Origin of the sequence: Vibrio vulnificus CMCP6 (assembly GCF_000039765.1) — a bacterium.
Classification (GTDB): Bacteria; Pseudomonadota; Gammaproteobacteria; order Enterobacterales; family Vibrionaceae; genus Vibrio; species Vibrio vulnificus_B.
In genome coordinates, this window is sequence record NC_004459.3 from 1942433 (window position 1) to 1968687 (window position 26255).

Sequence of the window (26255 nt, forward strand, 5' to 3'; positions counted from 1 at the left end):
GGACTACTATGACTGAGAATATGATACACGATCAAGCTAGCGGCCTCCGTCGCTTAACACAACCATCATTGACCAAAGTGATTGCAGTTACTGGCGGTAAAGGTGGCGTGGGTAAATCAAATGTGACCCTAGGTTTGGCCATTGCGATGGCTCGCCAAGGTAAGAAAGTAATGGTACTGGATGCTGACCTAGGTCTGGCTAATGTCGACGTTATGCTCGGAATTCGTTCAAAACGTAACTTAGGACATGTATTAGCAGGTGAATGTGAGCTAAAAGATGCTATTGTTGAAGGACCATATGGTATTAAAATAATACCAGCCACTTCTGGAACACAGAGTATGACAGAGCTTTCACATGCACAACATGTGGGTCTGATTCGTGCTTTTGGTAGCCTAGAAGACGATATGGATGTGTTGCTGATAGATACAGCAGCCGGCATTTCTGATATGGTAATCAGTTTTTCACGTGCAGCTCAGGATGTGATTGTCGTAGTGTGTGATGAACCTACCTCAATTACCGATGCATATGCTTTAATTAAGCTATTGAGTAAAGAGCATCAGGTTCAACGCTTCAAGATTGTTGCAAATATGGTCAGAAGCTACCGAGAAGGTCGAGAATTGTTTGCAAAATTGACGTTGGTCACAGAGCGATTCTTGAATGTGAGCCTCGAACTCGTAGCATGTATTCCGTTAGATGATAAAGTTCGACAAGCGGTTAAAAAACAAAAAATTGTTGTGGACGCTTTCCCGCGTTCACCAGCCGCCTTGGCCATCAGTTCGTTAGCAAATAAAGCGCTGACCTGGCCAATTCCAAAGAGCCCAAGTGGTCATTTGGAATTCTTTGTCGAACGATTGCTGACGCGTAATGCATTTATAGAGGAACCTTTTGGTGAATAAAGCGCTCACTTATGACCAGCATGCAAATGTGAACAGTCAAAAACTGTTCATAGAAAGGTATTCTGTGCTGGTCAAACGCATTGCTCACCATTTGTTAGGGCGATTGCCTCCTAGTGTTCAGGTCGAGGATCTGATCCAAGCGGGTATGATTGGCCTGATAGAAGCTCAACAAAATTATGACGCCTCAAAAGGCGCAAGTTTTGAAACTTATGCTGGCATTCGTATCCGTGGTGCTATGCTTGATGATATCAGGCGTGGTGATTGGGTGCCTCGTTCGGTACACAAAAGCAATCGAGAGATTAGCCAAGCGATAGCCGAACTCGAGGGATTGCTAAACCGAGATCCTACTGATGCCGAAGTAGCAAAGCACATGGGATTGTCTTTAGAGCAGTATCACGGTGCTTTGACAGATATCAATTGTTCTCGCTTGATTGGTATTGAAGATCTTGGTGTGTCGGATGATGTGATCACCTCGGTGGAAGATTCAGAAAACAATACCCCGTTTAAGGGCGTTGCTGATGAATATTTCAGAAAAGCGCTGGTTGAATCAATAAAACAATTACCAGAACGTGAAGCTTTGGTACTTTCGCTCTATTATGATGAAGAGCTAAACTTAAAAGAAATTGGGGAAATTCTGAGTGTTAGCGAGTCTCGCGTCAGTCAGATATTGAGCCAGTCAATGCAACGTTTGCGCACTAAGCTTAGTGCTTGGACACAAAATGATTAAAACACTGATTTTGACATTCAGTGGAGGCAATTTTGAATAAAAACATGAAGATCCTTATTGTTGACGATTTCTCAACAATGCGCCGTATTGTAAAGAACCTGCTTCGTGATTTGGGTTTCAATAACACTCAAGAAGCTGATGATGGTCTGACAGCGTTACCTATGCTGAAAAAAGGTGATTTCGATTTCGTCGTTACGGATTGGAATATGCCTGGCATGCAGGGTATCGATCTGCTGAAAAACATTCGTGCAGACGCTGAACTGAAGCATCTACCAGTGCTGATGATCACCGCAGAAGCGAAGCGTGAGCAGATCATCGAAGCGGCTCAAGCAGGCGTTAATGGTTACATTGTTAAGCCATTCACCGCAGCAACCCTGAAAGAAAAACTAGATAAAATTTTTGAACGTTTATAAACCTCGTTTGAAGATTACTTCGTCAGAGCTGCTATAAGCATTCATGCAATGCCAACCATTATATTGGCAGCTCATAAACGCAGCATGCTTCCGAAGCATAAACGAAAAGGGTCTATTCAGAATGATCTCATTAGAGCAAGCAAAGTCTCTAGTTGAATTACTGGAACAGGGAGAGCAGGCAGCCGCCGATGAGCTGGTTGCGTCAATCTATGAGGAAAAAGGCAATCCAATGCTGCAAGAGATTGGTTCGCTTACTCGAGATCTGCACACTTCCCTGAAGAATTTCAGCTTAGATCAACGGATGACAGAAATTACAAACGATGAAATCCCAGATGCAAGGGATCGCCTTCAATATGTCATCGAAAAAACCGAACTCGCAGCAAACAAGACCATGGATGCTGTCGAGCTCTGTCTCCCAATAGCCGATAATCTTCACGAATGCTTGCTACAAGTCCGTCCTCAGTGGAATGAACTGATGCACGGTCGCATCGAATTGAGTGAATTCAAGGCCCTTTGCCATCGTATCGAAGATCTTTTAGTTCAAGTCGAAGGCGATAGCACAGAATTACGCGGCCAGTTAACAGAAATTTTGATGGCACAAGATTTCCAAGACTTAACTGGGCAGATTATCCGTCGCGTCATCACACTCGTAAACGAAGTGGAAGGGCGATTGGTCGATATCCTAACGGTGTTTGCTGGAAATAAACCGCCGAAGGACAAAACTCAAGAAACACAGAATCTTGCCGAAAAAGAAAAAAGTGGCAGCGAGCCAGAGGGTCCGATTTTGCACCCCGAGTTGCGTGAAGACGCAGTTGCATCGCAGGATGAAGTCGATGATTTGTTATCCAGTCTTGGATTTTAAAGGTAACGTATGAGCTACGATTTAGACGAAGATATCCTTCAGGACTTTCTAATAGAAGCCGGGGAAATTCTGGAACTGCTTTCTGAGCAGTTAGTAGAATTGGAAAATAATCCAGAAGACAGGGATCTTCTCAATGCTATTTTCCGTGGATTCCATACCGTTAAAGGTGGCGCTGGATTTTTGTCGCTCACCGAGCTGGTTGAAACTTGCCATGGTGCGGAAAACGTGTTCGACGTATTGCGTAATGGTCAACGTTCCGTTTCTCCAAGCCTAATGGATACAATGCTGCGTTCCTTAGACACAGTAAACCATCAGTTTAAAGCGGTTCAAGATCGAGAGCCTCTCGAAGCAGCGGATCCTGAGTTGCTCGACGAGCTGCATCGTTTGTGTCGCCCTGAATCGGAAGATGAAGTGGCTGCACCAGTTGCAGAAGAAGTCGTTGTAGCAGAGCCTGAACCTGAAATTATTCCAGAACCTGTAGTCGAAGCGCCTGCGCCAGCCAGCTCCGCGATTTCTTCAGTGGATGAAATCACTCAAGATGAGTTTGAAAAACTGCTTGATGAGCTGCATGGCAAAGGGGCCGCACCGAGCGCACAAGCAGCAGCGCCAGCAGCACCGACGCCACCACCAGTGAGCGCATCGGTAGATAGCGGTGACATCACGGACGACGAATTTGAAAAACTGTTAGACGAATTACACGGTGCGGGCAAAAGCCCATCGGCGTCTGACTTCCAAGCAACGCCACCACCAGAGCCAGCTAAACCAGCGGCAAAAGCACCAAGTGCTGGTGATAGCGACTTGATGACCGACGAAGAGTTCGAAAAGCTATTAGATGAGCTGCATGGTTCAGGTAAAGGTCCTACCCTTGAGGAGTTGGATTTCGCAACCAAGCCTGCATCAGCAAATGTCGCTCCTGCGCCAGAGCCAGCTAAACCAGCAGCACCAGTTGCGCCGAAGCCAGCGGCGGCGCCTGCACCAGCTCGCGCAGAAGTGAAAGCGCCGGCGGTGCAAGAAGCGAAAGCCCCCGCGACTCAACAAGCAGCGAAGAAACCACAGGCAGAAGCGACGGTACGTGTTGATACATCGACGCTGGACACCATCATGAACATGGTTGGTGAGCTTGTACTGGTTCGAAATCGTCTTTTGAGTCTCGGTCTGAATAGTAACGATGAAGAGATGGCGAAAGCGGTAGCTAACCTAGATGTGGTGACCGCGGACCTGCAAGGCGCAGTAATGAAAACGCGCATGCAGCCCATTAAGAAAGTATTTGGCCGCTTCCCTCGCGTTGTTCGTGACTTGGCGCGTAACCTACAAAAAGACATCGTGCTGGAAATGCGCGGTGAAGAAACGGATCTCGATAAAAACCTGGTTGAGGCGCTTGCGGATCCTTTGATCCACTTGGTGCGTAACTCGGTTGACCATGGTATTGAGATGCCTGATGACCGTGCAAAAGCAGGTAAGTCTCGCACGGGTAAAGTGATACTCTCTGCATCTCAAGAGGGTGACCATATCGAACTCGCGATCATCGATGATGGCGGCGGTATGGACCCAGATAAACTTCGTGGCATCGCAGTGAAACGCGGCATGATGGATGAAGATGCTGCTGGACGTTTATCTGACAAAGAATGTTTCAACTTGATCTTTGCCCCCGGATTCTCCAGTAAAGAGAAAATATCAGACATTTCTGGACGTGGTGTAGGTATGGACGTGGTGAAAACCGCGATCAATACCCTAAATGGCTCGATTGATATCGATTCAGAGTTGGGCAAAGGAACCAAGATTACCATCAAAGTTCCGTTGACCTTGGCGATTCTACCAACACTTATGGTTGGTGTGGCTGGCCATCCGTTTGCGTTGCCATTGGCTTCTGTAAATGAAATCTTCCATTTAGATCTTAGCCGTACCAACGTTGTTGATGGTCAGTTAACCATCATCGTACGTGAAAAAGCGATTCCGCTGTTCTATCTACAAAACTGGCTCGCACCGAAGTCTGGTAAAGCGCAACTGCGCAAAGGACATGGTCACGTCGTTATCGTACAAATCGGCAGTCAACGCGTCGGTTTTGTTGTGGATACCTTGATTGGTCAAGAAGAAGTGGTTATCAAGCCATTAGACAACTTACTGCAAGGTACACCGGGTATGGCGGGTGCAACGATCACCAGTGATGGGCATATTGCTCTGATTCTGGATGTTCCTGATTTACTTAAGCAGTACGCAGCGGCATCGCGTCTGTAATCAGGGCTTAGTATTACAATAAGGATTCAAATGGCGATAAAAGTATTAGTAGTTGATGACTCCAGTTTTTTCCGACGTCGGGTGAGCGAGATCATCAATGCAGAATCGCGCCTAGAAGTGATTGATGTGGCGGTAAATGGTAAAGAGGCGGTTGAAAAAGCCAAACGCCTCAAGCCGGACGTCATCACTATGGACATTGAAATGCCTGTCATGGACGGCATTTCAGCTGTTCGTGAAATCATGGCGTCGGTACCGACGCCTATTTTGATGTTTTCTTCGCTTACTCATGATGGTGCAAAAGCAACGCTAGATGCACTGGATGCCGGAGCTTTGGATTTCTTACCGAAGAAATTTGAAGATATTGCTCGTAACCGAGATGAAGCCGTTTCGCTACTGCAACAGCGCGTCATTCAGATTGCTTCAAAGCGTGCATTTATGCGTCGTCCTGTGGCCTCTTCTACGCCAGTTCAAGAAAGACCACAAAGTACGTTAAATCGCCCAACGACAGGGTTACGCCGTGAGGCGCCTGCACAAGCCCCCGTTTCTCGTGCGCCTGTGGCGGCTAAGTTCAGAGCTTCAGGAAAAAAATACCAGCTGACTGCGATTGGTACCTCAACTGGTGGGCCTGTCGCATTGCAGAAAATTCTGACCAAGCTACCAGCAAATTACCCTCATCCCATTGTACTTATCCAGCACATGCCTGCGACATTTACAGCCGCTTTTGCTAGCCGCCTAAACTCACTGTGTAAGATTCAAGTGAAAGAAGCGGAAGATGGCGACGTGCTACAAGCGGGCGTCGCTTATTTGGCGCCAGGTGGCAAGCAGATGATGATTGATGGCCGCCCTGGAGCTGCAAGATTGCGCATTATTGATGGTGGTGAACGCATGAACTACAAGCCTTGCGTGGACGTCACTTTTGGATCTGCAGCGAAAATTTACGCCGACAAAGTTCTCTCTATGGTGTTGACCGGGATGGGTGCGGATGGCCGTGAAGGTGCGCGCATGCTGAAATCGGCAGGGGCGACTATCTGGGCTCAGGATGAAGATAGCTGTGTTGTTTATGGCATGCCACAGGCTGTGGCCAAAGCAGGATTGTCAACTGAAGACCTGCCTTTGGAACGTATCGCCGAACGTATGCTAGTTGAAGTGGGACTAGCATAAGGACAGATATGATAGTTTGGAGTGTTGCAAATCAAAAAGGTGGTGTTGGTAAAACCACCACCACAGTCACTCTAGCTGGGCTACTGAGCAAAAAAGGCCATCGTGTTCTTTTGGTTGACACCGATCCACACGCATCACTAACGACCTATCTAGGCTTCGACCCCGATGCGGTCACCAGCAGCCTATTTGATCTTTTTCAACTTAAAGAGTTTACGCGTGAAGCGGTTAAACCGTTGTTGTTGAAAACAGATGTGGAAGGGATCGATATCATACCCGCACACATGTCTTTGGCGACCTTAGACCGAGTGATGGGCAACCGCAGTGGAATGGGCTTAATCTTAAAGCGTGCGTTAATCGCGTTGTCCAAAGATTATGACTATGTGCTGATTGATTGTCCGCCAATTCTTGGCGTCATGATGGTCAATGCTCTGGCGGCCAGTGACCGAATCTTAATTCCAGTTCAAACGGAATTCTTAGCCATGAAAGGCTTAGAGCGAATGATTCGTACGCTCGCGATTATGCAAAAATCGCGTCGAGATCCCTTTAAAGTCACCATTGTGCCAACGATGTACGACAAACGCACCAAGGCGTCGTTACAAACATTAACGCAGCTTAAGAAAGATTACCCAAATCAAGTTTGGACATCGGCGGTGCCCATTGACACCAAGTTCAGAGACGCGAGCTTAAAACGTTTACCCGCTTCGCATTTTGCAGAAGGAAGCCGCGGGGTATTTGCCTACAAACAATTGCTGATTTACTTAGAGAGGTTAGCGATTGATGAGTAGCAAAGAAGCGGTGTTATCCAGTGAAAAAGCGTTAGATGATTACTTCAGCGCACTCTTAGACGAAGAGCAAGAGCTGGAGCTTATTGTTGAAGAGGATGAGCAGACTGCCGATTGGTCAGGGGCATCTTACGAACCAGAACTGCAAATCAAGTATTCAGAGCCAGAGTCTTATAGCTATGCCGAAACAGAGCTAAAAGAATTTGAAGCACCGAATCTGGAAGATGTTGAACGCTTACTCAGTCAACTTGAGTCAACCAATGTCGTTGACGAATTGGGTATCGACGAAATTTTGGCGCAGAACACCGCGTCCATCGCTGAGCTTCAGCAAGAAACCAGTCAGGTTGCCGAAGACGTCGCTGTCATCGAAGAAGAACCTGTCGCCATCTTGGAAGAGGAAATCCAAGATTGGACAGTAGAAACCGAGGTGGTTGAAGAGATTCAGGATTGGCAAGTCGATGTCGAGGAGCCAGAAATTGCGCCTGTCGAGATCGAACCTGAAGTTGAAACCATTGAGGCTGAAGTAGAGCAAATCGCCGAAGACGTTCAGGTTGAGTTAGAAACGCAAACGTCTGCTAGTGAACAGAAAGATTGGACGTCGACTCAACGAGATATCGCTTTCCAAGTGCTCTATTTTGACGTCAACAGCGTCACCTTTGCTGTTCCGTTGGATGAGTTGGGTGGCATCCATCAACTGACACAGTTGAACCACTTAATCGGCAGGCCGGGTTGGTACCTAGGCTTGCAAACCAATCGGGATCAGCAACTGGATGTGGTTGATACGGCACGTTGGGTCATGCCAGACAAACTGGCTGATGAAGAATACAAATCGAACTATCAATATATTGTCATGCTAGGTAATAGCATGTGGGGTTTAGCCAGCAATAAGTTGCTGGGCACTGAGCTTCTTTATCCAGAAAAAGTGCGTTGGCGCGAGCAATCGGGTAAGCGTCCTTGGCTTGCTGGCATGGTGAAAGAGAAAATGTGTGCTTTAATTCATGTAGACGCATTAATTTCCATGCTAAATGCCGGGCTGGATGTAAAATCATTAAATTCAGAATTTTGAGAAGTCGGGAACGACATTAACGAGGATTAGCCATGTCTCATTCTAACGAAGTAGAAGTTAAAAAAGATCACACAAATGATGAAGTACTTCAGTGGGTGACGTTCCAGCTGGAAGAAGAAACTTACGGCATTAACGTAATGCAAGTTCGTGAAGTGCTTCGTTATACAGAAATTGCACCTGTTCCGGGCGCGCCAGATTACGTTTTAGGCATCATCAACCTACGTGGTAACGTCGTAACGGTTATCGATACACGTTCTCGTTTTGGTTTGATGGAAGGTGAAGTGACAGACAACACCCGTATCATCGTGATTGAATCTGAGCATCAAGTGATTGGTATCTTAGTCGATAGTGTTGCGGAAGTGGTTTACCTACGTTCATCTGAAATTGACTCGACGCCTTCTGTGGGCACAGACGAAAGCGCGAAATTCATCCAAGGTGTAAGCAACCGTGACGGCAAACTATTGATTCTAGTTGACCTTAACAAGCTACTGACCGACGAAGAATGGGATGAAATGGCTCATCTATAATGGTTGAGATGTTTTCTAATAGTCCAGCGTTGCTTGTCGGTGTTGGACTTTTCGTCTTACTGTTGTTGGTTGTGCTTCAGCTACGGATAAAAGCGACGTTGCAAGCGCGTTTGGATAGCCAAGGGCAGAAGCTGCGTAGCAGCGAGAAAGAGTTACAAAAAGCGAACAAGCAGCTATTAGAAGTGAGATCGGTTGTTATCGGTTTAGGCCAACGCGTCAGTGAGCAACAAGAGATCATTCAACACTTAACAGAGCGCGTGGTTGAGCTTGAGCAAGCGGATACCGACGGGCGTTTGTATACTCGAGCCAGCAAAATGGTTCAACTTGGCGCAGACGTCAACGAACTGATTAAAGAGTGCGAACTGCCAAAAGCAGAAGCCGAGTTGATGCTTTCTCTGCAAAAGAAAATTGCAGGTAAAGAGAAAATTCCACCGCTAAGCAGCCAATTGTCGGACTTAGACGAAACGGCAGCAAAAAAAGCACCGACGCGTCGCCGATAGTGTGATTTAAACAGTTAGAGAGACAAAAAGAAGCTTCGGCTTCTTTTTTTTTGTATTTGGCCAAAAACGGCCATTTCTCCATGATTCATGCATCTGAAGGAATAGAGGTGGAAAGTTCAAGGAACTCAATAAAATTGAGAGACTTATCACTCTATAGAGGTAAATTTAAATAAATGTGATAACAGGTTAACAAATTCTCACCAACTGACAAACATAGAGGCTTTGTTATCCTGTCTTGTCACTTATTAGGTGTGTTAATATACCCCTCTAATTTGTGTCGCTATGAATCCTTATGCTAGAAGTATCCAATTTAACTGCTATTCGCGATGAACGCGTCCTTTTTGAAAATCTTCAGTTTGAAATCAAACCCGGTGAGTTGGTGCAGATTGAAGGTCGAAACGGTACGGGTAAAACAACGCTACTTCGAATCGTGACTGGGCTTGGCGATAGAGATGAAGGCGCCATCAAATGGAAAGGGGAGGCGATCGAAAAAAGCCGCGACCAGTTCCATCAAGACTTGCTTTTTTTAGGTCATCAAACCGGGGTAAAAAGAGAGCTCACCGCGTTTGAAAATTTACGCTTTTATCAATCGATTCATAATTCAGATTCCTCTTCAGAACGGATTTTTCATGCCCTGACTCAAGTTGGATTGGCAGGTCGAGAAGATGTGCCCGTTGCACAATTGTCTGCTGGGCAGCAGAGACGCGTGGCGTTGGCTCGTCTTTGGTTAAGTCATCAGATTCTTTGGATTCTTGATGAGCCGTTAACCGCCATCGACAAACAGGGTGTCAAAGTACTTGAGTCACTGTTTTCCAACCATGTCGATAATGGGGGCATCGTAATCTTGACGACACACCAAGATATGTTTACAGATAGCCCGAAACTAAGAAAAATTAAATTGGGTGATTGAGATGATTGCTGCAATGACAACCATTATTCGCCGTGAGCTGCTTATTGCCTTTCGTCGCCAAGCTGACATTTTGAACCCACTGTGGTTCTTTATCATTGTCATTACGTTGTTCCCCCTCAGTATTGGTCCTGAGCCAAATTTGTTAGCACGTATTGCAGCAGGCATTGTTTGGGTAGCGGCATTGCTATCTGCTCTATTATCTTTAGAGCGTCTGTTTCGCGATGATTTTCAAGATGGTGCGCTTGAACAAATGATGTTGATGCCGATCCCATTGCAACTTGTGGTGATTTCAAAGGTCATAGCTCATTGGTTATTAACGGGACTGCCATTGATACTGATCAGTCCGTTGTTGGCGATTTTGCTCTCTTTGGATTTTAATACGTGGCTTTCGGTGGTACTGACGCTTCTTGTCGGAACGCCAACGCTGAGTTTTATCGGTGCAATTGGTGTGGCGTTAACGGTTGGATTACAAAAAGGCGGTGTATTACTCAGCCTGTTAATCTTGCCTTTGTATATCCCAATTTTGATTTTTGCGACGTCAGCGATTGATGCTGCAGCATTGGGTATGACGTATAACGGCCAGTTAGCCATATTGGGAGCAATGTTGGTCGGCGGTATGACACTGACACCGTTTGCCATTAGCGCCGCCCTGAGAGTCAGCGTTAACTAACTATACCGAGAATGATTAACTGAGGTTAATACAAGATCGGATCAAAGAATTATTATTAAAGCACTGCTAGTGTAACACGCTAAGTTTGTGCCTGAGTGAAGTAAGAGTGAGAACTAAACATGTGGAAATGGCTCCATCCTTATGCAAAGCCAGAAACAGCCTACCAGCTTAGTGGTAAGTTGTTACCTTGGTTTTCCGTTTTAGCCCTGATCTTTTTGACGGTAGGTACAGTGTGGGGACTTGCATTCGCACCCTCCGACTATCAACAAGGTGACAGTTTTAGAATCATCTATATCCACGTCCCATCTGCGATTTGGTCGATGGGTGTGTACATGTCGATGGCCATTGCCGCATTTATCGGCCTAGTTTGGCAAGTCCGTCTTTCTGAAATGGCAGCGTTGGCGATGGCGCCAATCGGTGCTGTTTATACCTTTATTGCGTTGGTAACAGGTGCCGTATGGGGTAAGCCGATGTGGGGCACTTGGTGGGTATGGGATGCTCGCCTGACTTCAGAATTAATTCTTCTATTTCTTTACTTGGGTGTGATTGCGCTTTATCACGCATTTGATGACCAGAAAACAGCGGCAAAAGCAGCGGGCATCCTGGCCATTGTTGGTGTGATTAACCTGCCAATTATTCACTTCTCCGTAGAGTGGTGGAATACCTTGCACCAAGGTGCCACCATTACCAAATTTGCTAAGCCTTCCATTGCTTCGACCATGTTATGGCCGCTGCTAACAAATATTTTGGGCTTTGCGTTTTTCTTTGCCGCGGTGACGATGGTTCGTTTCCGTAATGAAATCATCAGTAAAGAAAGTCATCGTCCTTGGGTGCGCCAGTTGGCGCTTGGCAAGACTCAGTGAGGGTTTTAGATCATGCATTTTGAATCTCTGAGCGAATTTTTTGCTATGGGTGGGTACGCTTCTTACGTGTGGGGCGCTTTTGGTATTACCTTTTTGGCCATGCTGATTCTATTGATCAGCAGCTTACGTCGTAGCGATGCGCTTCTTAAAGAAGTAAAAGCGAAGATAGATCGTCAGGCACGTATCGATGCCGCGAAGAATATGGAGAACACCCTATGAATCCAAGACGTCAAAAGAGACTGGGGATTATTTTAGCGATTTTAATCGGTGTCAGTGCCACTATCGGTTTGATGATCTACGCCTTGAACCAAAACATGGACCTTTTCTATACCCCAACCGAATTGGTGAATGGCAAAGATGATGGCACTAAGCCAGAAGTTGGTCAGCGCCTACGTATTGGTGGAATGGTGGTGATGGGGTCTGTGAGACGTGATCCAGAATCTCTCAAAGTACGCTTTGATCTTGCGGATGTGGGCCCTAAAGTGACCATCGAGTACGAAGGTATCCTGCCAGACTTGTTCCGTGAAGGACAAGGTATCGTGGCTCAAGGTGTCTTAAAAGACGCCACGACGGTTGAAGCGTTTGAAGTTTTAGCAAAACATGATGAAGAGTACATGCCACCAGAAATCGCAGAGGCGATGAAAAAAACGCATGCACCGCTTCAATACTCTGAAGAACAAAAACAAGGAAGCGGCCAATGATTGCTGAAATCGGTCACTTTGCCCTCATCGTCTCACTGGCGATGGCGGTATTATTGAGCTTACTGCCCCTGTGGGGAGCCTCAAACAACAACACCATGTTAATGAACAGTGCACGTCCGCTCTCTTGGGCAATGTTCATCATGCTGTTTATCTCTTTCATCGTGCTGAGTTACGGCTTCTATGCCAATGACTTCACGTTGCAATACGTCGCAAGCAACTCAAATAGCCAGTTACCTTGGTATTATCGCCTTACCGCGGTGTGGGGTGCGCATGAAGGTTCATTGTTGCTATGGGTACTTATCCAAGCCGCATGGACGGTTGCGGTGGCCACATTCAGTCGCGGCATGCCACAAGAATCTGTGGCGCGAGTACTTGCAGTGATGGGGATGATTTCAGTTGGTTTCCTGCTGTTTATTATCGTTACTTCAAACCCATTCTTGCGTACGTTGCCATTCTTCCCAGTCGATGGTCGTGATCTAAACCCACTGTTGCAAGACCCGGGTTTGATTGTTCACCCACCTATGCTCTACATGGGTTACGTTGGCTTCTCTGTGGCATTCTCTTTTGCGATTGCCTCGCTGATGACAGGTCGTCTTGATACTGCGTGGGCTCGTTGGTCTCGCCCGTGGACAACCGCTGCATGGGTTTTCCTGACATTAGGTATTGCACTTGGATCTTGGTGGGCATACTACGAGCTTGGCTGGGGTGGTTGGTGGTTCTGGGATCCAGTAGAAAACGCCTCTTTCATGCCTTGGCTTGCGGGTACGGCGCTAATGCATTCACTTGCGGTTACTGAAAAACGCGGTACGTTTAAAGCCTGGACAGTGCTACTGGCGATCTCTGCGTTCTCATTAAGCTTGTTGGGTACTTTCTTAGTCCGTTCAGGCATCTTGGTTTCGGTGCACGCGTTTGCATCCGATCCTTCTCGCGGTATGTTTATTCTTGGTTTCCTCGTCTTTGTGATTGGTGGTTCGTTGCTGCTGTTTGCTGTTAAAGGTGCAGCGGTGCGCGTGCGTGGTAATTTTGACTTGGTTTCTCGAGAGAATGCGCTACTGGCAAACAACGTACTATTGATTGCCGCCTTAGTGGTTGTGTTGGTGGGTACGCTTTTACCATTAGTGCACAAGCAAATTGGTTTAGGCTCGGTTTCTATCGGCGCACCTTTCTTCGACATGCTATTTGCATGGCTGATGATGCCTTTTGCGTTCTTATTGGGCATTGGCCCTCTGATTCGTTGGAAGCGTGACCAACTTTCACACCTGATTAAACCAATGGCCATTTCTGGTGTGCTGGCATTTGCATTAGGCTACCTATGCGTCTATCTGTTCGCGGATTTCTTCGATGTGATGGCATACATTGGCTGGGTGATGGCTATCTGGATCATCGCAATGCACGGCTTCGAGCTTTATGAACGTGCAACGCATCGTCATCCATTCTTGACTGGTGTTCGTAAGCTACAACGTAGTCACTGGGCAATGATGTTGGGCCATGTTGGTCTCGCAGTGACGGTGATTGGTATTGCGATGGTGCAAAACTACAGTATTGAACGCGACGTGCGTTTGGCGCCTGGTGAGCATTTCCAAATTCAGGGTTACGATTTCTATTTCTCAGGTCTTCGTGACAAAGATGGTCCGAACTACGACGGCTATATCGCAGACTTTGAAATCACTCATAACGGTCAGTACGTCAATACATTGCATGCAGAAAAACGTTTTTATCGCACTGCAAAATCAATGATGACCGAGGCAGCAATTGACCGTGGCATCACGCGAGATCTCTATATTGCTATGGGTGAACGCTTGGAAGATAACCGTTCTTGGGCTGTTCGTATTTACTACAAACCGTTTGTACGTTGGATCTGGGCAGGTTCTCTGATTATGTCGTTTGGTGGCTTGTTGGCCATGTCAGACAGGCGTTACCGTTTCCGTAAAAGCAACAAAGCCGAGACGAAAACCAAGCTAAATGAGCAAGAGGCATAAGATGAACAAGAAAATTCTGTTTATACCGTTGTTTGCCTTTATGGCACTGGCTGTGGTTTTTGCCACTCAGTTGGTTAAAAACCAACAAGGTGATGATCCAACCAAGCTGGAATCGGTTTTGGTGGGCAAGCCTGTGCCAACTTTTAAGCTGGAAGATCTGGCTGAACCAGGAAAGCTCTACGATCAGTCGGTTTTCAAAGGTGAACCGCTGCTGCTTAATGTCTGGGCGACTTGGTGTCCAACGTGTTACGCCGAACACCAATACCTCAACGAACTTGCTGGCAAAGGCGTCAAGATAATCGGTATGAACTACAAAGATGATCGCACCAAAGCGGTGGGGTGGTTGAATGACTTAGGCAATCCATACCTCATTAGTTTGTTCGATGGTAATGGCATGCTTGGTCTCGATCTTGGTGTTTACGGTGCGCCGGAGACCTTCATTATCGATGCCAACGGCGTGATCCGTTACCGTCATGTTGGGGATGTAAACCCGCGTAACTGGGCTGAAACGCTGGAACCGCTTTACAACAAATTGGTCGAGGAGGCGAAACAATGAAAAAGCTTCTTTTAGCCCTTTTTGCTGCAATTACCTTCTCGCTTGCGGCACACGCAGCGATTGAGGTGTATGAGTTTGATAACCTTCAGCAGGAACAACAGTTCAAAGAGTTAGGGCATACCTTGCGTTGTCCGAAGTGTCAGAACAACACAATTTCCGACTCCAATGCCGAGCTAGCTCAAGATTTGCGCCAGAAAGTGTATGAGATGACCAAAGAAGGCAAGTCTAAGCAAGAAATCGTTGATTACATGATTGCTCGCTACGGAAACTTCGTGACTTACAACCCACCACTGACGCCAGCAACATCCATTTTGTGGCTAGGACCCATTGGGGTTATTGTCATTGGTTTTACTTTGATTGTTTTGAGAAGCCGTAAACGCAAAACAGCCAACCAAGCCGAGGATGAGGCATGGGATGCTGAAAAAGAAGCTCGTCTTAAAGCGTTATTAGACGAAGAGAACAACGGAGACAAACAATAATGACTCTTTTTTGGTTATCCACTGTCGCGCTTACTTTGGTGGCGTGCGCATTGATTGCAATGCCGTTGTTAAAGCAAAAAGCCAATAATGACGACATATTACGCGACGAGCTGAATAAAGCTTTCTATAAAGATCGCCTCTCAGAACTTGAGGAAGAAACATCAGAAGGGTTGGTTGAAGATCAGCAAGATTTGATTGCTGACCTGAAACAATCGCTGCTCGATGATGTACCGGGAGAAAAGAAACAAGCAGAAAGCAAAATTTCGCCGATGGCCGTCTTGATCCCGTCGGTGATTTTGACTGTCGCGCTAAGCTATGGTCTATACATCAAGTTTGGTGCCTATCAAGATGTGGTGAAATGGCAAGAAGTGAATGCGAACTTGCCTGAGCTTTCGAAAAAATTGATGTCTTCCAGCGCTGAACCGTTAAGCGACGATGAAATGGAAGATCTGACTTTAGCATTGCGTACTCGTCTGCATTATCAGCCTGATGATGCGACAGGGTGGTTGTTACTAGGCCGCATTGCTCTGGCGAATCGCGACGTCAACACCGCGATTGATGCGATGCAAAAAGCGTTTGATCTGCAACCAGAAGATGCTGACATCAAACTGGGTTACGCACAGGCACTGATGTTGTCACAAGACGAAATGGACCAAAATACGGCACGTTCGATTTTGAGCCAGTTGGTTCGCGAAGACTATGTTGACTTACGCGTATTCTCTTTGCTGGCATTTGATGCATTTGAACGCCAAGACTTTGCTGCAGCCATTAAGTACTGGAGCATCATGCAACAAATGATTGGTCCAGAAGACAGCCGATACGAAATGTTGGCGCGCAGTATTGAAAGTGCCAAGCAGCGTATGGGCGAGAATGTCGCCACAGGCAAGAGCGTTGCCGTTACCATCGAGCTTAGCCCGCAAGTGCAGGCGGATCCAAACTCAGTGCTGATCGTCTCTATACATAATGCGGATGGCTCACCAATGCCTGTTGCTGCGGCTCGTTACCCACTGGGGACATTCCCTCGCACCGTGGTATTGGATGATGGCAATAGCATGATGCAAGGACAAAAGCTTTCTAGCTTAAGTGAGCTGATGGTTCGTGCCCGTATCGATAGTGATGGTAACGTGGCCACTCGTGACGGTGACTGGTATGGCGAAAGCGAACCCGTTGCGTTAGGAACACCAGTGACAGTCAGTATTAATAATCAATATTAATCTTGTTGGCTATCAAGTAGAATCATCAAGGTCAGTGAATACTGGCCTTGATTTTTATCTATCGGCAAAATAGTTGCCAACGAAATGGAAATAAAAATGCATTACAAGGGGAAGTCTCTCGCGACACTATTACTACTCTTGTTCGGCTTGGCTGGATGTTCAAGTGTGCCAGACGAGCAACAAGAGCAGAACGATGAGGCATCGGCACAACACCACTATGAAGGCGATCCGTTTGAGTCGTTTAACCGCTCAATGTGGACCATCAACTACGATTATCTTGACCCTTATATCGTACGTCCTGTCTCTTTGGCTTACGTTGAGTACACGCCTGGGCCAGTAAGAGTCGGCGTCGCCAATTTCCTCTCTAACCTCGATGAGCCTTCCAGCATGGTGAATAACATCATTATGGGAAATGGGCAGCGAGCGGTGGACCACTTCAACCGTTTCTGGATTAACTCGACTTTTGGCTTGCTCGGTTTGATCGACATTGCCTCTGCAGCGGGCATCACCAAGCATGATGAAAAAGCGTTTAGCGACGCCGTCGGCCATTATGGCGTTGGTAATGGTCCCTATTTGATGATCCCTGGCTATGGTCCTTACACCGTAAGGGAAGTGACTGATACCGTTGATGGTATGTATGTTCCTCTGGTGTACCTCAATTTTTGGGCCGGGCTGGGTAAATGGGCGCTAGAAGGAATGGAAAAACGCGCCTTACTCGTGAATCAAGAAGGGCAGTTAGAAGCCTCTCCGGATCCTTACGCGTTAACTCGTGAAGTGTATCTCCAGCGCCAAGCATTCAAAGCGGAGATCAAAAAAGAGGAAGTGGATGATGAGGAAGAAGCGCTGCTTGATGAGTATTTAGACGAGTATTAGTCGTCGACTACAGGTGATGTTCATAGTCCTCTCAAACCCAATGAGCGATTAAAAAATCCGCAGATAGCGAAAATGAAAAAGGGCTTAGTCAACACTAAGCCCTTTTTGATCTGCGTATGAACGAGATTAGAAGCGGTAGTTCGCTTGAACACCAATTAGCCACACGTTACCCGTGGTTTCACCGACAAACTGACCGCCAATAGCTTGTGCTTTGTCATCCGATTCGTAACCACGTGATTCCTTAATTGGCGCATCTTTCGCAATGATGTAGGTAAAGCCTGCGTCTAGTGTGAAGTTCTGAGTCCAATCGTAAGTTGCACCAACACTCAGCCAAGTACGATCCGTTTCTGGGATGGTGATGGTACGGTTTTTGTCGCTCACGGCTGAGGTGTCATAAGCAATACCGGTTCTTAGTGCTAACTTAGGCTGTAATTGGTATGTCGCACCAACGGCAAAGCGGTAGTTGTCTTCCCAGTTTTCTACTTTCACCATCTGAGTCCCAGCTGTTTCCATATGGGCTTCCAATTTCTCGAAAGAGCTCCAGTCTGTCCAGTTGAAACTTGCATGCATAGCGATTTTTTCTGTCAACTGGTGGAAACTTGCTAGCTCTGCTGTTGCTGGCAAAGTAAGGTACATGTAACCATTATCGCGTGATTTAGGGATAGTCGTACCAAACCCAAACCCAACACCTTCTGCATGACCTTCTAATTTCAGTTCAACTTCAGATTTGTAGGTAAAGCCAACACGGTGATTCTCATTGATCTGCCACGCAGAACCTACTTGCCAACCCCATGTGGTATCGTCACCTTCCATGTATTTTAACGTGGTGCCTTGTGGTAGGTTGAGGATGTTCGTTTTTGGTGCTGTAGCGCCAAAGCTACCTTCAGCAATAATGTAGCGAATACCGCCACCAATACTGAACTGTTCATTCAGTTGGTAAGCTAGGTTTAAGTTCGCTTCTTTACTGATTACGCTGGCTTCATTGCCGAAATGAGAGGCAGCGAAATCTTTGCCTAGGTCAGTTTCCATACCGTAGTTGGTGCCTAGTGCAAAACCAATCGCAAGTTGGTCATTGTAACGATGTGAGATGTAAAGGTTTGGAATAACTGCGTCGTGCGCGAAGTCATCAGATGCAGAATCAGTGACTGCAACAGTTTGTCCGGTTGCTGGGTGTTGAAGCGTAGTGGTGCCTTTAACATCAATATTTGGGTTTACATAAATCGCGCCAACAGATACTTGTGTACCCTCTAGGTAGGTCAGCATCGCTGGGTTACGCCATTGTGCGCTTGCGTTGTCTGCCATCGCTGCTTCACCAGCGTATGCGCGGCCAAGGCCTGTTGCCGAGTATTCTGCTAGCTGGAAGCCTGCTGCATTTGCAAGATTTGCACTAGAAAGTAGGCCAAAAGCGACTGCTGTTGATAGAAGAGTCTTGTTGGTTTTCATTATGTTTGTTCGCTGAATAAGTGAATATGTGGGGACGAATTGTAGATCTAGAGCAAAAGCTTTAAAAACCAAATGCCAATAAAACAGTGTATTCAGACTAATTAACTATAAAAACGATACTGGATGATTGAATATGCTATTTGTTATCGGCTTGTTTTGAAATTTGAGCGTACACGCGTGTAATGAAATGGCCAATCCAGCAAACAGTTGTGCTCTGAAATAGTGAGATATAGAAGGGAAAATAAAGAAAAAGGGCTGGTAGACCAGCCCTTTAGCACAGAGGTTTTCTCTAATTTTCTATTAGAAAGTACGGCTATATTGTAAGCCGAACAAGATAGCGTCTGCGTGAGTTGTAGCCGTTAGTGATGACACGCCAGCAGTAGATTCATTAACCTTAACATCGTCACCCATCAGGTAGGTAAAACCAAAGTCAATGTTAGACTTAGTATCAATGTGGTAAGTAAAACCAGTAGATAGCCATTGACGATCTGAGTCAGGCACTGAAACTGATGTTAGTGAATCTTGTGCACTAGTGTCATACATATAACCCGCACGTAGCGTCCAGTCTTTGTTTAGGTAGTAAGTACCACCAATAGCGTAGTGCCAACCATCTTGCCATTCATAAGCTTTGTCGTAGCTTGCACCGATTGCTGGTGAATTGTCTTTTAAGTTACGGAACTCAATTTTATCAAACGTGCCCCAGCCAATGTATTGGATAGAGTAGTGAACCGCAAACTTGGTGTCGGTAATTTTGTGGTAACCCGAAAACTCCGCCATATCTGGTAGTGGTAGAGTGATCTTTTGGCCTTTGTCATCTTCCGCTTCCATTTCTGGGCTGTAGCGGTAAGAGAAACCAAAACGGTTGTTTTCATCTAGTTCAAATACAGTACCCACATTGAAACCAACAGCCCAGCCGTCTGCTTTGTCTACGTCGACTAAAGTGCCGATTAGAGCATGTTCACGTTTCATTGTGCCTTGGCCGTAGATGATGTCTAAACCAGCACCGAAGCTCCATTGCTCGTTAAGGCGATATGAACCTGCTAAGCCAAAGTTGGCGCTTTTCACATCCGTCAAGCCGCCGTATTCACGCGCAACGAAACTGTCATCAAACTCAGTTTTAGTACCAAAGTTTGAATAAGCATTAACACCCCAAGCAAACTTATCGTTTACTGGCATGATAAAGTGAATATTTGGCGCAATAGAAGTATCACCAGCGTCATCATAGTTCGATTCTTTACCCGCTGGAGCTGTTAAGCCTTGGTACCTTGCATCCTTCACTTCAATCATTGAAGTGATGCTTTCAAAACCAAGCGATAGGGCTTTTTCATCAAAAAGCGCCATAGCGGCTGGGTTACGTGCCATAACGGCGGCGTTATCTGCAATGACTGCATCACCGGCGAATGCGCGGCCGATACCTGTTGCAGATTGTGCATTAAGTTGGAAACCTGCTGCCATTGTTTGGCCTGAAGCCAATGCAACAGTCACTGCTAGGAGAGACTTTTTAAACAGACGCATGTTCTGAGTCATTTGATTATTCCTTTTTGTTGCCGCCTCTAAATGGGCGTTGTTTTTGAGCAATTGCTCAGTGGTGGCTGATCCTAGTCGTAAGAGTAGCAGATACAAATCCGACCATTGACCTAAAATGGGTGAAAATTGCAAAACTGGCGGTTATCTGGCAGGAAATGGCGGCTAAAGCGCATAAAATAGAGTTTTAACTCTACCGATATGAGTTTGGTGAATGGTTCTGTGAGGATTAATAATGTAAAAAGCCGCAAGTTAGCAGTAACTTGCGGCTTTTGTCGGCGAAATGCTGACTAAACGAGAGGTTTAATCATAGGTGCGAGTTTTTCAGCAAATTTCTTGGTGTCTTCGCCATTTTCTCCCACCAAGATCAAGCTGGTATCACCAATAGGAACGATAATGCCATTCATCCCGTCTTTGGCGAAATCAGCTTCTGCTGGGCTCTTAATTGGGGCGATAAACAGCGTGATCTTGCCTTTATCTCCCTGGAAAATCATATGCAATGCATTGGCATGGCCAAAACCACAGTGATTCAGGTAATAAACGTGGTATGGGAAGTTTGCATCAAAGTAGTAATCCAGTGGCGATAATTTGGCGTTGATCTGTACGGAGGTCACTTGCTCATCGATGTGTCGCACAAAGCCACTTTCTGCGACCACGTGTTTCATTGCCGTATCTGCCAAGCTTGCTTGTGCAGGTGGCACAATGAGGTTACCCCAGTTAATTTGACCGACCAATAGGCCTGCAGTGAAGGCAAATGAAGCGGCTAGCGCCATTGCTTTACGGACGAAATTTGGTCTGACAATTTTATCATCACTCGCGTAAGACGTTTGTTTAAACAAGATTTTGTCAACAAGCTCTTCAGGCACATCCACTTTCATTGCTTGTTTGATTTGCGCATCCAAATCCAGCACATCTTCAGCAAATTTTGCATTGGAATCGCTGCTGTTGAGCGCTTGCAAAACTTCTTCGTCACGGCTTTTCGGGTCCGACAAAATACGGCGACGAAATTCTAAATCATCCATTTTTTTGCCCCCTTTGAGTTTGGTCTGAGTCTAACAGCTCTTTCAACTGATTTCTTGCGCGAAACAGACGTGTCATTACCGTATTTTTATTGAGATCAAGGATGTCTCCGATCTCTTCACCGCTAAATCCCCCCACAACTTGGAGAAACAGTGGCTCACGATATTCCACATCTAACTTCATAATTTGCGCTTGCAACCATTCTTGCTGGTGGTGTTCATCATCAGTGACTTTGGCATCATTGCCATAGTCATCAATATCCACGAGGTCGAACTGTTTTCTTTCAAAACGACGTGCATTCTCTCGTCTCAAAATCGTAATGAGCCAAGATTTTGCGGCTTTTTCATCTTGTAGGCTATCTAGAGATTTCCACGCTCTAAGGCAGGTCTCTTGCACAAGATCTTCGGCAATGGATTGATCTTTGCAAAGCCAGTAAGCGTAACGGTACAAATCTCGATGATAGGCTCGTACAAGTGCTTCGTATTTTCTTTGTCTGTCCATTTCCGTATTGACCGGAGTGTCAGACGTTTTCTTTCGGAATAATTCAAATATTGCCACAGAAGCCTCCATACCTGCTCTGTGTGGGAATAGGAATGCATTTTTAATCGTATGATTCCTATCTGTTTTATCAATCAAGCGAGCCCGACACTTAGTCTAACGTAAATATTGATAAAAGAAATATTACAATTATCTGTTGTATAACAAACAAGATTTTGATTCCGCTTTAACGTCGGAACCCCTTTGGACCTTATTGTTGAAGAAGAGTTCTATTTAGCATATCGATAATTTTACACCTAAATGGGACGAAAACTGGGCGTAAAGTGGTGTTAGCGCTCTTTCGTAAGCGAAGAAGGATAGAAATAAAGTGCAATTTAGATGATAAAGATCAGGGAAAGTCAGGAATAACGCTTTGTATACGCACCAGTTAGCGCTAAATCACCATAAAATTGATCTAATTCAAAATCTGTAGCGACAAACTGGCTATAGTAAACCCTGTCATCTAGTTAACCCTTTGGGTTAGCGTGTTGAGCAAGATGACACTTCCTTTTGAAGGCTGACTTTACTTTCTCCTAATCAGGAAACTGATTATTTTCAATTGGCGTAAGTTAATTGTTTTATACCAATTCCAACCACACAGTATTGTGTGGTTTTTTTTTGCCTCTCAACTACCTGCCGTTGACATTCTGATTAATAATTGTCTGTAAGTTATTGAAATAAAAATAAGCTTGCAGAGGGATTAGAATAATAGATCTACTAACCTCACGTTTATTTAAACGCATGTTTGATAAATTTAACAAACTGATTACAATGCATCAGGTCAGACCTCTTGTTATTAAGGAGAAACAATGGGCAAGCAGGAAGTGAAAACACGTCAGGGCGAGCGTGTTGCTATCGTCGCGGGGTTAAGAACTCCCTTCGCTCGTCAAAGTACAGAATTTAGTCAGGTGCCAGCTGTCGACCTAGGAAAAATGGTTGTTAGCGATTTGTTAGCGCGTACTGATATTGATCCGAAGCTGATTGAGCAAGTGGTGTTTGGCCAAGTAGTTCAAATGCCGGAAGCGCCAAACATTGCCCGTGAAATCGTGCTGGGGACGGGGATGAACATTCATACGGATGCCTACAGTGTCACCAGAGCGTGTGCCACCAGTTTCCAATCTGCGGTGAACGTGGCAGAAAGTATTATGGCCGGAGCGATTGATATTGGTATTGCCGGTGGTGCGGATTCTTCTTCTGTCTTGCCTATCGGTGTCTCGAAAAAGCTTGCCGCGAGTTTGTTGGCGTTAAGCAAAACCAAGACGTTGGGTCAAAAACTGAAAGTGCTTTCTGGTTTAGGACTGAAAGATCTCATGCCGGTACCCCCTGCTGTGGCGGAGTATTCTACAGGGCTTTCCATGGGCCAAACCGCAGAGCAAATGGCAAAAACGCATGGCATCACGCGTGCGGAGCAAGATGCGCTGGCGCATCGTTCTCACACGTTAGCGTCGCAAGCGTGGCGTGACGGCAAGATTGCCGGAGAGGTGATGACGGCATTCCCAGAACCCTATAAGAAGTGGATTGCGGAAGACAACAATATTCGTCATGACTCTACCTTAGAAGGCTATGCCAAACTTCGTCCAGCGTTTGACCGTCAATATGGCAGTGTGACCGCAGCAAACAGTACACCGTTAACCGATGGTGCTGCTGCGGTGTTGTTGATGCGTGAAGGCCGTGCCAAAGAATTAGGTATGGAGATCCTTGGTTACATCCGTGGCTACGCTTTCTCAGCGATCGGCGTTGAGAGCGATATGCTAATGGGCCCCTCTTACGCCACGTCGAAAGTTCTACAAAGTACAGGTTTAGCGCTTTCTGATCTCACTCTTATTGATATGCATGAGGCGTTTGCAGCGCAGGCACTGGCGAACGTGAAAATGTTTGCTTCAGATAAATTTGCTCAAGAGAATCTTGGCCGTTCAAAAGCGATGGGTGAGATTGATATGGACAAGTTTAATGTGCTCGGCGGTTCCATTGCTTATGGTCACCCTTTTGCTGCAACGGGCGCACGCATGATGACGCAAACGTTGCGTGAGTTGAAACGTCGTGGCGGTGGCTTAGCGCTGAACACGGCTTGTGCGGCTGGTGGTCTGGGTGCTGCGATGATTCTGGAGGTTGAATAATGAGTGAGCAAAAAGCGTTTAATCTAAAGATTGATGAGCAGAACATTGCGTGGCTTGGCATTGATGTTCCAAACGAAAAAATGAATACCCTTCAAGCGGCTTTTGCCGATGAAATGAAGGCGATTTTTGCTCAACTGAAAGACAGCAGCGGCCTGAAAGGGCTGATCGTGCATTCGTTGAAACCTGACAACTTTGTTGCAGGCGCGGATGTGCGAATGCTAGAAGCGTGCAAAACAGCGCCAGAAGCAGAAGCCCTTGCACGCCAAGGACAAGAGTTATTTCAACAACTTTCTGATTTGCCTTATCCAGTGGTGGCTGCAATCCACGGCCCGTGTCTGGGTGGCGGCTTGGAATTGGCGTTAGCGTGTGACTTCCGTGTGTGTAGTGACGATGACGCCACTCGTCTTGGTTTACCAGAAGTCCAGCTTGGTCTATTACCGGGCTCTGGTGGTACTCAGCGTCTCCCTCGTTTGATTGGTCTTCTTCCTTCATTGGATCTTATCCTGACGGGTAAACAGCTTCGAGCCAACAAAGCCAAAAAATTGGGCGTTGTTGATGCCTGCGTGCCACAAACTATTTTGTTGGATGTGGCAAAGCAGTTTGTTGAAAAAGGCAAGAAGCGCGCAAAACAAAAAGTGACGACAAAAGAGAAATTGCTCTCTGGGAGTGGGCTAGGGCGTAAGTTTGTGTTTGAACAAGCGGCGAAAAAAACGCACGAAAAAACACGTGGTAACTACCCTGCGACTGTCGCCATTTTGCAAGTCATCCAGCATGGCCTTGAAAAAGGAATGAAACAGGGCTTGGAGCTGGAAGCGAAGCGCTTTGGTGAGTTGGTCATGAGCAACGAGTCGAAGGCTTTGCGTTCGATTTTCTTTGCCACCACGGAAATGAAAAAAGAAACGGGCAGTGAAGCAAAACCAAGTAAAGTCGGAATGGTCGGCGTACTTGGCGGCGGCTTGATGGGTGCGGGTATCAGTCATGTCAGTGTGGCAAAAGCCAAAGTGCCAGTACGCATTAAAGACGTCAGCAATGACGGCGTGCTGAACGCCTTGAAATACAACTACAAGTTGTTTGATAAGCAGCGCAAACGTCGCATTCTCTCCAAGGCGCAACTGCAGAGCAAAATGCTGCAATTGAGCGGAGGAACCGATTTCACCAGCTTTAACCGTACCGACGTGGTAATTGAAGCGGTCTTTGAAGATCTGTCGCTCAAGCAACAAATGGTGGCGGATATTGAAGCAAATGCGAAGCCGGAGACTATCTTCGCGACCAATACCTCTTCTTTGCCAATTCATAAAATTGCCGAGAAGGCGCAGAGGCCTGAGAACATTGTGGGTTTGCACTACTTTAGCCCAGTAGAGAAAATGCCCTTGGTGGAAGTCATTCCGCATGAATCAACGTCGGAAGAAACCATTGCCACGGTGGTCGCTTTGGCGAAGAAACAAGGCAAAACGCCGATTGTGGTGAAAGATCAAGCGGGTTTCTATGTGAACCGAATTCTTGCGCCGTACATGAATGAATCTGCACACATTTTGCTAGCAAATGAGCCGATCGATAAGATCGATACCGCATTATTGGATTTTGGCTTCCCTGTCGGTCCAATTACGTTGCTGGATGAAGTGGGTGTAGATATTGGTGCGAAGATCATGCCTATCCTTGTCGCTGAGTTGGGTGCTCGCTTTAAAGGGCCGGATGTGTTTGATGTGCTTCTCAATGATGGCCGCAAAGGTCGCAAGAGCGGAAAAGGCTTCTACACCTATAAAGGCAAGAAGAAAGAAGTGGATAAGTCCGTTTACAAACTGCTGAAACTCACCCCAGAGTCGAAGCTGAGCGACAATGACATTGCGCTGCGTTGTGTGTTGCCAATGCTCAACGAAGCGGTACGCTGTTTGGATGATGGCATTATTCGTTCTCCTCGTGATGGCGACATTGGGGCTATTTTTGGTATCGGTTTCCCTCCTTTCTTAGGTGGCCCGTTCCGTTATATGGACCAATTTGGTTTGAAGGAACTGGTAGAGAAAATGAACCAATTCGCTGAGAAATATGGCGATCGCTTTGCGCCGTGTGATGGTTTACTCACGCGTGCGGGAGAAGGACGTCGTTTCTATGACAACTAGTTTCTAAACCAGCCAATGGTTTAGTGCAAAAAGTAACACAGGCTACTCTCGGGTAGCCTGTTTTTGTTTGCTTCTTTGTTGCC

At 46.3% G+C, this 26255-nt stretch carries 26 protein-coding genes; 22 read left to right on the forward strand and 4 right to left on the reverse strand.

Translation table 11 applies throughout. The features are described 5' to 3' along the window. The first annotated feature begins 8 nt into the window (after positions 1-8). From VV1_RS09235 to VV1_RS09330, 20 genes are all read left to right on the forward strand, one after another. A complete protein-coding gene (locus VV1_RS09235; protein ID WP_011079850.1) occupies positions 9-896 on the forward strand; it encodes a MinD/ParA family protein in 888 nt (295 codons plus the stop codon). Then, positions 889-1623: an RNA polymerase sigma factor FliA gene (locus VV1_RS09240; RefSeq protein WP_011079851.1), complete on the forward strand. Its 735-nt coding sequence runs from the start codon at positions 889-891 to the stop codon at positions 1621-1623. Before VV1_RS09235 ends, VV1_RS09240 begins: the two co-directional genes overlap by 8 nt. Before the next feature lie 44 nt (positions 1624-1667). Next, positions 1668-2036, forward strand: coding sequence for a chemotaxis response regulator CheY (gene cheY / locus VV1_RS09245; RefSeq protein ID WP_017052487.1), 369 nt, complete (start codon positions 1668-1670; stop codon positions 2034-2036). A 121-nt stretch (positions 2037-2157) separates the two neighbouring features. Continuing rightward, on the forward strand, positions 2158-2898 hold the full coding sequence (locus tag VV1_RS09250) for a protein phosphatase CheZ (protein ID WP_011079853.1): 741 nt from the start codon (positions 2158-2160) through the stop codon (positions 2896-2898). A gap of 9 nt (positions 2899-2907) precedes the next feature. Continuing rightward, entirely contained in the window at positions 2908-5133 is a 2226-nt protein-coding gene (locus VV1_RS09255; protein WP_011079854.1) for a chemotaxis protein CheA, read from the forward strand. 30 nt (positions 5134-5163) lie between these two features. Further along, positions 5164-6294, forward strand: coding sequence for a protein-glutamate methylesterase/protein-glutamine glutaminase (locus VV1_RS09260; protein ID WP_011079855.1), 1131 nt, complete (start codon positions 5164-5166; stop codon positions 6292-6294). 8 nt (positions 6295-6302) lie between these two features. Next, positions 6303-7079 (forward strand): ParA family protein, encoded by a 777-nt coding sequence (locus tag VV1_RS09265; protein WP_011079856.1) that lies wholly within the window; start codon positions 6303-6305, stop codon positions 7077-7079. Beyond that, positions 7072-8142 carry a chemotaxis protein CheW gene (locus tag VV1_RS09270; RefSeq protein WP_011079857.1) on the forward strand — a complete coding sequence of 357 codons (1071 nt, stop codon included), beginning with the start codon at positions 7072-7074 and terminating at the stop codon, positions 8140-8142. The genes VV1_RS09265 and VV1_RS09270 overlap by 8 nt, the downstream gene beginning before the upstream one ends. Positions 8143-8174: 32 nt before the next feature. After that, a complete protein-coding gene (locus VV1_RS09275; RefSeq protein WP_011079858.1) occupies positions 8175-8669 on the forward strand; it encodes a chemotaxis protein CheW in 495 nt (164 codons plus the stop codon). Beyond that, a complete protein-coding gene (locus VV1_RS09280; RefSeq protein ID WP_011079859.1) occupies positions 8669-9169 on the forward strand; it encodes a DUF2802 domain-containing protein in 501 nt (166 codons plus the stop codon). The genes VV1_RS09275 and VV1_RS09280 overlap by 1 nt, the downstream gene beginning before the upstream one ends. A 292-nt stretch (positions 9170-9461) precedes the next feature. Then, on the forward strand, positions 9462-10079 hold the full coding sequence (gene ccmA / locus VV1_RS09285; protein WP_011079860.1) for a cytochrome c biogenesis heme-transporting ATPase CcmA: 618 nt from the start codon (positions 9462-9464) through the stop codon (positions 10077-10079). 1 nt (position 10080) lies between these two features. Continuing rightward, complete coding sequence (gene ccmB, locus VV1_RS09290) at positions 10081-10749, forward strand: heme exporter protein CcmB (protein ID WP_013571307.1); 669 nt, start codon at positions 10081-10083, stop codon at positions 10747-10749. 119 nt (positions 10750-10868) lie between these two features. Beyond that, entirely contained in the window at positions 10869-11612 is a 744-nt protein-coding gene (locus tag VV1_RS09295; protein WP_011079862.1) for a heme ABC transporter permease, read from the forward strand. A 12-nt stretch (positions 11613-11624) separates the two neighbouring features. Further along, complete coding sequence (ccmD, locus tag VV1_RS09300; RefSeq protein WP_011079863.1) at positions 11625-11831, forward strand: heme exporter protein CcmD; 207 nt, start codon at positions 11625-11627, stop codon at positions 11829-11831. After that, positions 11828-12313: a cytochrome c maturation protein CcmE gene (gene ccmE, locus VV1_RS09305; protein WP_011079864.1), complete on the forward strand. Its 486-nt coding sequence runs from the start codon at positions 11828-11830 to the stop codon at positions 12311-12313. The genes ccmD and ccmE overlap by 4 nt, the downstream gene beginning before the upstream one ends. After that, complete coding sequence (locus tag VV1_RS09310) at positions 12310-14292, forward strand: heme lyase CcmF/NrfE family subunit (RefSeq protein WP_011079865.1); 1983 nt, start codon at positions 12310-12312, stop codon at positions 14290-14292. The genes ccmE and VV1_RS09310 overlap by 4 nt, the downstream gene beginning before the upstream one ends. 1 nt (position 14293) lies before the next feature. Next, complete coding sequence (locus VV1_RS09315) at positions 14294-14848, forward strand: DsbE family thiol:disulfide interchange protein (protein WP_011079866.1); 555 nt, start codon at positions 14294-14296, stop codon at positions 14846-14848. Continuing rightward, positions 14845-15327, forward strand: coding sequence for a cytochrome c-type biogenesis protein (locus VV1_RS09320; protein WP_011079867.1), 483 nt, complete (start codon positions 14845-14847; stop codon positions 15325-15327). Before VV1_RS09315 ends, VV1_RS09320 begins: the two co-directional genes overlap by 4 nt. Next, on the forward strand, positions 15327-16541 hold the full coding sequence (gene ccmI / locus VV1_RS09325) for a c-type cytochrome biogenesis protein CcmI (RefSeq protein ID WP_011079868.1): 1215 nt from the start codon (positions 15327-15329) through the stop codon (positions 16539-16541). The genes VV1_RS09320 and ccmI overlap by 1 nt, the downstream gene beginning before the upstream one ends. Positions 16542-16625: 84 nt before the next feature. Next, positions 16626-17414: an MlaA family lipoprotein gene (locus VV1_RS09330; RefSeq protein ID WP_011079869.1), complete on the forward strand. Its 789-nt coding sequence runs from the start codon at positions 16626-16628 to the stop codon at positions 17412-17414. Positions 17415-17540: 126 nt separating this feature from the next. Here VV1_RS09330 and VV1_RS09335 read toward each other — a convergent pair whose 3' ends face one another. The 4 genes from VV1_RS09335 to VV1_RS09350 all read right to left on the reverse strand — a co-directional run bounded on the left by VV1_RS09335 (position 17541) and on the right by VV1_RS09350 (position 21971). Next, the gene (locus tag VV1_RS09335; protein WP_011079870.1) at positions 17541-18857 is read right to left on the reverse strand and encodes an outer membrane protein transport protein; all 1317 of its coding nucleotides are present in this window, start codon (positions 18855-18857) and stop codon (positions 17541-17543) included. Positions 18858-19157: 300 nt separating this feature from the next. Further along, positions 19158-20384 (reverse strand): outer membrane protein transport protein, encoded by a 1227-nt coding sequence (locus tag VV1_RS09340; RefSeq protein WP_011079871.1) that lies wholly within the window; start codon positions 20382-20384, stop codon positions 19158-19160. 287 nt (positions 20385-20671) lie between these two features. Next, positions 20672-21403 (reverse strand): DUF3379 domain-containing protein, encoded by a 732-nt coding sequence (locus tag VV1_RS09345; protein WP_011079872.1) that lies wholly within the window; start codon positions 21401-21403, stop codon positions 20672-20674. Further along, the gene (locus tag VV1_RS09350; protein ID WP_011079873.1) at positions 21396-21971 is read right to left on the reverse strand and encodes a sigma-70 family RNA polymerase sigma factor; all 576 of its coding nucleotides are present in this window, start codon (positions 21969-21971) and stop codon (positions 21396-21398) included. The genes VV1_RS09345 and VV1_RS09350 overlap by 8 nt, the downstream gene beginning before the upstream one ends. Positions 21972-22747: 776 nt before the next feature. Here VV1_RS09350 and fadI point away from each other — a divergent pair. Further along, the gene (gene fadI / locus VV1_RS09355; protein WP_011079874.1) at positions 22748-24055 is read left to right on the forward strand and encodes an acetyl-CoA C-acyltransferase FadI; all 1308 of its coding nucleotides are present in this window, start codon (positions 22748-22750) and stop codon (positions 24053-24055) included. Then, positions 24055-26172, forward strand: coding sequence for a fatty acid oxidation complex subunit alpha FadJ (fadJ, locus tag VV1_RS09360; protein ID WP_011079875.1), 2118 nt, complete (start codon positions 24055-24057; stop codon positions 26170-26172). The genes fadI and fadJ overlap by 1 nt, the downstream gene beginning before the upstream one ends. Positions 26173-26255: the final 83 nt, after the last annotated feature.

Excerpts from the sequence above, each read along its gene's own strand:
- VV1_RS09270 (WP_011079857.1), top strand. The coding sequence starts at position 7,072 with ATGAGTAGCAAAGAAGCGGTGTTATCCAGTGAAAAAGCGTTAGATGAT.
- fadI (WP_011079874.1), top strand. The coding sequence starts at position 22,748 with ATGGGCAAGCAGGAAGTGAAAACACGTCAGGGCGAGCGTGTTGCTATC.
- ccmD (WP_011079863.1), top strand. The coding sequence starts at position 11,625 with ATGCATTTTGAATCTCTGAGCGAATTTTTTGCTATGGGTGGGTACGCT.
- VV1_RS09315 (WP_011079866.1), top strand. The coding sequence starts at position 14,294 with ATGAACAAGAAAATTCTGTTTATACCGTTGTTTGCCTTTATGGCACTG.
- VV1_RS09295 (WP_011079862.1), top strand. The coding sequence starts at position 10,869 with ATGTGGAAATGGCTCCATCCTTATGCAAAGCCAGAAACAGCCTACCAG.
- VV1_RS09275 (WP_011079858.1), top strand. The coding sequence starts at position 8,175 with ATGTCTCATTCTAACGAAGTAGAAGTTAAAAAAGATCACACAAATGAT.
- cheY (WP_017052487.1), top strand. The coding sequence starts at position 1,668 with ATGAAGATCCTTATTGTTGACGATTTCTCAACAATGCGCCGTATTGTA.
- ccmE (WP_011079864.1), top strand. The coding sequence starts at position 11,828 with ATGAATCCAAGACGTCAAAAGAGACTGGGGATTATTTTAGCGATTTTA.
- VV1_RS09265 (WP_011079856.1), top strand. The coding sequence starts at position 6,303 with ATGATAGTTTGGAGTGTTGCAAATCAAAAAGGTGGTGTTGGTAAAACC.
- VV1_RS09260 (WP_011079855.1), top strand. The coding sequence starts at position 5,164 with ATGGCGATAAAAGTATTAGTAGTTGATGACTCCAGTTTTTTCCGACGT.
- ccmA (WP_011079860.1), top strand. The coding sequence starts at position 9,462 with ATGCTAGAAGTATCCAATTTAACTGCTATTCGCGATGAACGCGTCCTT.
- VV1_RS09345 (WP_011079872.1), bottom strand. The coding sequence starts at position 21,403 with ATGGATGATTTAGAATTTCGTCGCCGTATTTTGTCGGACCCGAAAAGC.
- VV1_RS09350 (WP_011079873.1), bottom strand. The coding sequence starts at position 21,971 with ATGGAGGCTTCTGTGGCAATATTTGAATTATTCCGAAAGAAAACGTCT.
- fadJ (WP_011079875.1), top strand. The coding sequence starts at position 24,055 with ATGAGTGAGCAAAAAGCGTTTAATCTAAAGATTGATGAGCAGAACATT.
- ccmB (WP_013571307.1), top strand. The coding sequence starts at position 10,081 with ATGATTGCTGCAATGACAACCATTATTCGCCGTGAGCTGCTTATTGCC.
- VV1_RS09310 (WP_011079865.1), top strand. The coding sequence starts at position 12,310 with ATGATTGCTGAAATCGGTCACTTTGCCCTCATCGTCTCACTGGCGATG.
- VV1_RS09330 (WP_011079869.1), top strand. The coding sequence starts at position 16,626 with ATGGAAATAAAAATGCATTACAAGGGGAAGTCTCTCGCGACACTATTA.
- VV1_RS09250 (WP_011079853.1), top strand. The coding sequence starts at position 2,158 with ATGATCTCATTAGAGCAAGCAAAGTCTCTAGTTGAATTACTGGAACAG.
- ccmI (WP_011079868.1), top strand. The coding sequence starts at position 15,327 with ATGACTCTTTTTTGGTTATCCACTGTCGCGCTTACTTTGGTGGCGTGC.
- VV1_RS09335 (WP_011079870.1), bottom strand. The coding sequence starts at position 18,857 with ATGAAAACCAACAAGACTCTTCTATCAACAGCAGTCGCTTTTGGCCTA.
- VV1_RS09320 (WP_011079867.1), top strand. The coding sequence starts at position 14,845 with ATGAAAAAGCTTCTTTTAGCCCTTTTTGCTGCAATTACCTTCTCGCTT.
- VV1_RS09255 (WP_011079854.1), top strand. The coding sequence starts at position 2,908 with ATGAGCTACGATTTAGACGAAGATATCCTTCAGGACTTTCTAATAGAA.
- VV1_RS09280 (WP_011079859.1), top strand. The coding sequence starts at position 8,669 with ATGGTTGAGATGTTTTCTAATAGTCCAGCGTTGCTTGTCGGTGTTGGA.
- VV1_RS09340 (WP_011079871.1), bottom strand. The coding sequence starts at position 20,384 with ATGACTCAGAACATGCGTCTGTTTAAAAAGTCTCTCCTAGCAGTGACT.
- VV1_RS09235 (WP_011079850.1), top strand. The coding sequence starts at position 9 with ATGACTGAGAATATGATACACGATCAAGCTAGCGGCCTCCGTCGCTTA.